The sequence below is a fragment of the Segeticoccus rhizosphaerae genome, from assembly GCF_009192725.1.
In the GTDB taxonomy this organism is placed as follows: Bacteria; Actinomycetota; Actinomycetes; order Actinomycetales; family Dermatophilaceae; genus Segeticoccus; species Segeticoccus rhizosphaerae.
In genome coordinates this window covers 1-4,813 of sequence record NZ_VOHR01000284.1, presented here as the reverse complement: position 1 = coordinate 4,813, position 4,813 = coordinate 1, and the positions used below count along the sequence as shown (strand labels likewise).

At 70.5% G+C, this 4,813-nt stretch carries 6 protein-coding genes and 1 tRNA gene; 5 read left to right on the top strand and 2 right to left on the bottom strand.

Annotated elements, in window-relative coordinates:
* Positions 1-1,019: MFS transporter (locus tag FRW57_RS17305; protein WP_152186575.1), on the bottom strand; the 1,019-nt coding region annotated here is incomplete at its 3' end.
* A 124-nt stretch (positions 1,020-1,143) separates the two neighbouring features.
* Here FRW57_RS17305 and FRW57_RS17300 point away from each other — a divergent pair.
* The 3 genes from FRW57_RS17300 (at position 1,144) to FRW57_RS17290 (ending at position 2,813) form a co-directional block, all read left to right on the top strand.
* On the top strand, positions 1,144-1,878 hold the full coding sequence (locus FRW57_RS17300) for a TetR/AcrR family transcriptional regulator (RefSeq protein WP_203230389.1): 735 nt from the start codon (positions 1,144-1,146) through the stop codon (positions 1,876-1,878).
* Positions 1,879-1,992: 114 nt separating this feature from the next.
* Positions 1,993-2,472, top strand: coding sequence for a carboxymuconolactone decarboxylase family protein (locus tag FRW57_RS17295; RefSeq protein ID WP_137122339.1), 480 nt, complete (start codon positions 1,993-1,995; stop codon positions 2,470-2,472).
* Positions 2,472-2,813, top strand: coding sequence for a carboxymuconolactone decarboxylase family protein (locus FRW57_RS17290; RefSeq protein ID WP_137122340.1), 342 nt, complete (start codon positions 2,472-2,474; stop codon positions 2,811-2,813). Before FRW57_RS17295 ends, FRW57_RS17290 begins: the two co-directional genes overlap by 1 nt.
* A 261-nt stretch (positions 2,814-3,074) precedes the next feature.
* Here FRW57_RS17290 and FRW57_RS17285 read toward each other — a convergent pair.
* Positions 3,075-3,151, bottom strand: a tRNA-Arg gene (locus FRW57_RS17285).
* Between the two features lie 243 nt (positions 3,152-3,394).
* Here FRW57_RS17285 and FRW57_RS17280 point away from each other — a divergent pair.
* Both FRW57_RS17280 and FRW57_RS17275 read left to right on the top strand, forming a co-directional pair.
* Positions 3,395-3,829 (top strand): DMT family protein, encoded by a 435-nt coding sequence (locus FRW57_RS17280; RefSeq protein ID WP_152186574.1) that lies wholly within the window; start codon positions 3,395-3,397, stop codon positions 3,827-3,829.
* The gene (locus FRW57_RS17275) at positions 3,807-4,694 is read left to right on the top strand and encodes a DMT family transporter (protein WP_152186573.1); all 888 of its coding nucleotides are present in this window, start codon (positions 3,807-3,809) and stop codon (positions 4,692-4,694) included. The genes FRW57_RS17280 and FRW57_RS17275 overlap by 23 nt, the downstream gene beginning before the upstream one ends.
* Positions 4,695-4,813 lie beyond the last annotated feature (119 nt).

Sequence of the window (4,813 nt, the reverse complement as noted above, 5' to 3'; positions counted from 1 at the left end):
CGCGCGCCGAGCTGCACCGCGACCGGCGCCGCGCCCGCCACGGCGAGGGACGGCACGACGCTCCACAGCGCGGCCCGCAGGGGACTCATCCCGAGCACGGACTGGAGGTACTGCGTCGTGAAGATGGCGAAGCCGACCAGGGCGAACATGGCGGTGAGGTTGGCCACCAGGGAACCGCTGACGCCGGGCGACCGGAAGATCCGCAGGTCGATCATCGGGTGCGTGGCCGCGTGCTGCCGGCGCACGAAGAGCCCCGCCACCACGAGCCCGCACAACAGGCTCACGACCGGCCACACCGCGAACCCGTGCGCCGCGAGCTGCTTGACGCCGTAGATGGCGGGCAGCACGGCCGCGAGTGAGAGCAGCGAGCTGAGCAGGTCGAAGCGACCGGCCGCCCGGTCCCGGAACTCGGGGATCAGGAAGGGCGCCACGACCAGCAGCATCACCATCACCGGTGTGTTGACGAGGAAGACCGAGCCCCACCAGAAGTGCTCGAGCAGGATCCCGCTGAGGATCGGGCCGACCGCCACGCCGGCCGACGTCACGGCGGTCCAGATCGCAATGGCCTTGGCCCGCTGGCCGGGGTCGTGGAAGAGGTTGCGCAGCAGCGCCAGCGTGGAGGGCATCAGGGTCGCTCCGGCCACGCCGAGCACCGCCCTGGCGAGGATGAGCGCCTCGGCGCTCGGGGCATACGCGGCGGCGACGGAGGCGAGGCCGAAGGCGGTCGCGCCGATCAGGAGCAGCCGGCGCCGCCCGATGCGGTCGCCCAACGAACCCATCGTGACGAGCAGGCCGGCCAGGACGAAGCCGTAGACGTCGAAGATCCACAGCTGCTGGGTGCTGGTCGGCTCCAGCGTCTCGCTGATGAACGGTACGGCGAAGTAGAGCACCGACACGTCCATCGAGACCAGCAGCAGGGGCAGCATCAGCGCGGTCAGGGCGATCCACTCCCGGCGCCCCGCCCTGGTGATGGCGCCCGCGCCGGGCGGTGGGGATGGCATGGGTGTCACGGCGGTCATGAGGAGTCTCCATCATCTGCGTACGACATACACTGTGTATGCTGTAGACGGAAGTATGACCTCTGTGCCGCGAATCTGTCTACGGCATATACGGTGGAGCTCCACACCCGCTCCGGGAGGCACGATGGACGGCACGCAGGACGACCTGCTCCCCCGCGGTATGGCCCTGCTGTGGGGGATCGACGAGCGACAGCGCCGTGGGCCACGACCCGCGCTGACCATCCACGACATCGGTGCGGCGGCGGTGCGCATCGCCGACGAGGAGGGACTGGCCGCGCTCTCGATGAGCAAGGTCGCCACGACGCTCGGCTTCACCACGATGTCGCTCTACCGCTACGTCGACTCCAAGGACGACCTGGTGCTGGCCATGCTCAACGAGGCGTATGGCGCGCCCCCGGCAGGTGGGCCGCGCACGCAGTGGCGCCCATGGCTGATCCGCTGGTGCGAGGCCAACCGGGCGGCCCTGGTCCGCCACCCGTGGATCCTGCAGATCCCGATGGGCGAGCCGCCGCTGACCCCCAACCTGACTGGTTGGTTGGAGGAGGGCCTCACCGCCCTGCACAGCACGGAGCTCAGCGAGCAGGAGAAGCTGTCGTCGCTGTTGCTCGCCGAGGTCTACGTCCGTGGACAGGTCCAGCTGATGGGGGCTTTCGACACCCCGGCTGCGAAGCAGGGCGAGTTCGGCTACGCCGCGCGGATGCGTCGGGTGCTCGATCCCGACCGGTTTCCCCACCTGGCGACGGCACTCGCCTCCGGAGCGCTCGAGGACGACGACGGCGGCGAGGACGAGTTCCGGTTCGGACTCGAGGCGGTCCTCGCCGGCATCGACCGACTCATCGAGAAGCGCGTCGCCGGATAGCTCACCGCCCCCGGCGAGTGGGCTATTTCACTTCTCCCGCGAGCAGTTTCAGCGGGAGGATGGAGTTGTCGGGGGCCAGAGGGTCCGCACCGAGTCAGCTGAGAGGCAGCCGCGATGACACGCGTCAACTACGCCGAGAAGTTTCCCAAGGGGGTCGCCGCACTCACGCGGCTCGAGCAGGAGCTCGCCAAGACGTCGCTGGAGCCGGCGCTGGCCGAGCTGGTCCGGATCAGGGTCTCGGAGATCAACGGCTGCGGGTTCTGCCTGGCGATGCACCACCGCGACGCGCGTGCGCGCGGGGAGAGCCTGACGCGGCTGGACACCGTCGCCGGCTGGCGTGAAGCGCCGTTCTACACCGAGCGAGAACGGGCCGCCCTGGAGTGGGCCGAGACGCTCACCCTGCTCAGCGAGCGGGGTGCACCGGACACCGCCTACGACGCGGTGGCTGCGCTGTTCAGCCAGGAGGAGGTTGCGGCACTCACCTTCGCGATCGTCGCGATCAACAGCTGGAACCGGCTGGCGGTCGGACTCGGCTCCGATCCGGCCAGTCTCGATGGCCTCGACCTGCCCGCCGACATGGCAGGAGCCAAGTGATGGCGGACGACCTCTACCCCAAGGCGACGCCCGCCGTGGCCGAGCGCCGCAGGGAGCTCACACCCGAGATCACCGAGGCCTGGGACGCCTTCAGCAAGGCGGCCTTCGCCGAGGGCGCGCTGGACGAACGGACCAAGCAGCTGATCGCCGTCGCGGTCGCGCACACTACGCAGTGCCCCTACTGCATCACCGGGCACAGCAAGCTGGCCAAGGCCAAGGGCGCGACTCCCGAGCAGATCATGGAGGCGGTCTGGGTCGCCGCCGAGATGCGGGCCGGCGGAGCCTACGCGCACTCCACGCTGATGCTGGGCGCCATCGGCGAGATCCCGCACACCCACTGAGTCGATCACCGCGGCTCCTCGGCGGGAGCATTTCGCTCCCCTCCCCGGTCTCGCCGCTGTCGTCGCCGCGGCCGGCGTCGATTTCCGCGGGCGGGCGGCGCGGAACACCACCGGTGAATCGCAACTCGCGCTGGCAAAGATGCAGGATTTGGGCCCTGGCGGGCTCTTTCGGGGACCTTTGCCAGCGTGGGTTGCGCTCCCAACCAGACGCGCTCCCGAACCAGGCCGTGGTGCGCCCCGCCTTGGCCAAGACGCTGTGGATGGCGCCCCCGGCAGGACTCGAACCTGCGACCTAGAGATTAGAAGGCTCTTGCTCTATCCAGCTGAGCTACGAGGGCTGGTCGCCGCGCCCTCGACGGCGTCGGCCCGAGCAGTCTAACCAAGCACCGTCATGCCCCGGGTGGTGCACGGCGTCGACGGCAGTGCGAGGTTTCGTCGTCCGTGCGGGGGTAACCACGAGGAGATCGACGACCTTCCGGACGCGGTCCGGTCGTCGGAGGCGGTGATCACCCGTTGGGTATCCGGAGCAGTGCGGCGGCAACGCCGGCACTGCCGTGTGCCCACGGGAGCCGGTCGGTCTCATGCTGACCGTGCTGCTGGCCGTCCTGGCCGCGGCGATCGCCTTGACCGCCGTGTTCATGTCCGCCGCCCTCGCCGAGGGGTTGACCTGGTCGATCCTCGTCCGGTGGGAGGTCTACCTGGTGCCGGCGGCGGGGATCGCGGCCATGGTTCTGCTGCAGCTGGGCCTGCAGGCCGGGACCCTGGTTGCGGTGCAACCGGGCGTCACCCTCGCGGATCCCGTCGTGGCCATCCTGCTCGGCGTCACCATGTTCGCCGAGCAGGTGCGCGGCGGCGGATGGATCGTGCTCGAGATCGCCGCGGCCGCCGCGGTGGCCTGGGGCACCTTCACCTTGAGCCGCTCCGATGTCGCCTCCGAGGTGGGATCGTCGGGGCAGGAACCGGACATCGGTCTGGGCGAGGACCGGCGCCCGGATGGCCCACGATCGGCAGGCTGAGGTGGTCATCGCGGTCGGGCTCGCCGCTGCCATGCTCCTCGCCCTGAGATTCGTGCTCCAGCAGCACCAGGCCGCCGAAGTGCCGAGCGGCGCCCCACTGCGGCCCGGGCTGCTGTTGGTGCTGTTGCGACGACCGATGTGGCTGGCCGGTATCGCCACGATGGTGTGCGGCCAGCTGCTCGGCGCGACCGCTCTCGGACTCGGCAGCCTCGTCGTCGTGGAACCCCTCCTCGCCACCAACGTGCTCTTCGCCCTGCCGCTCGGTGCGCTGTGGAGCCGTCGTCGGCTGCAGCGGGGCGACTGGATCGGAGCGGTCAGCATGATCGCGGGACTGGCCCTGCTGCTCGGACTCGATCGGCCGCAGCGGACGGGCACGGTCCTCGTCGGAGCATGGCCGATCCTGCTGGGCGGTGGCGCCGTCGCCGTAGTGGTCGGGCTCATCGTCGCCTTCGCCATCAATCGCCGGGCGCGCGTGCGAGCACTGATGCTGGCGGCGGCCGCCGGTACCACGTTCGGCATGCAGGACGTGCTCACTCAGCAGCTGATCCGCCGGCTCGGGCAGGGACTCCTCACCCAGCTCGTCTCCTGGCCACTGTGGAGCGTGGTCGGCGCCGCCGCCATCGGGCTCACCTTCGCGCAGAACGCCTTCAGCACGGCCGATCTCAGCGCGTCCCTCCCGGCCCTCACCTTGGCCGAGCCGGTGACCGGCCTGTTGTTGTCGACGGTGTTGTTCGGCCAGGGCCTGCGCACCAACCCGGGTTCGCTCGCCGCCGGTGCCGCCGGCCTGGCCGTGATGGTCCTGGGCGTCGTGCTGCTGACCCGCAGTCCGCTCGTCCTCGACCCGCACCAGCGCGGCTCACCCTGATCTGGGCCAGCGCCGAGCGCGCCGCGACCGGGTCGCCGCCGCCAGCCAGGTGCCTCATCAGCACGAGCCGGCACGGTCCCCCGCCTCGAGCACCGCGGCTGCGTTGCCGGGGGGAGCCG

Coding starts and splice junctions, on each gene's coding strand:
- FRW57_RS17300 (WP_203230389.1), top strand. CDS start 1,144: ATGGACGGCACGCAGGACGACCTGCTCCCCCGCGGTATGGCCCTGCTG.
- FRW57_RS17280 (WP_152186574.1), top strand. CDS start 3,395: ATGCTGACCGTGCTGCTGGCCGTCCTGGCCGCGGCGATCGCCTTGACC.
- FRW57_RS17290 (WP_137122340.1), top strand. CDS start 2,472: ATGGCGGACGACCTCTACCCCAAGGCGACGCCCGCCGTGGCCGAGCGC.
- FRW57_RS17295 (WP_137122339.1), top strand. CDS start 1,993: ATGACACGCGTCAACTACGCCGAGAAGTTTCCCAAGGGGGTCGCCGCA.
- FRW57_RS17275 (WP_152186573.1), top strand. CDS start 3,807: ATGGCCCACGATCGGCAGGCTGAGGTGGTCATCGCGGTCGGGCTCGCC.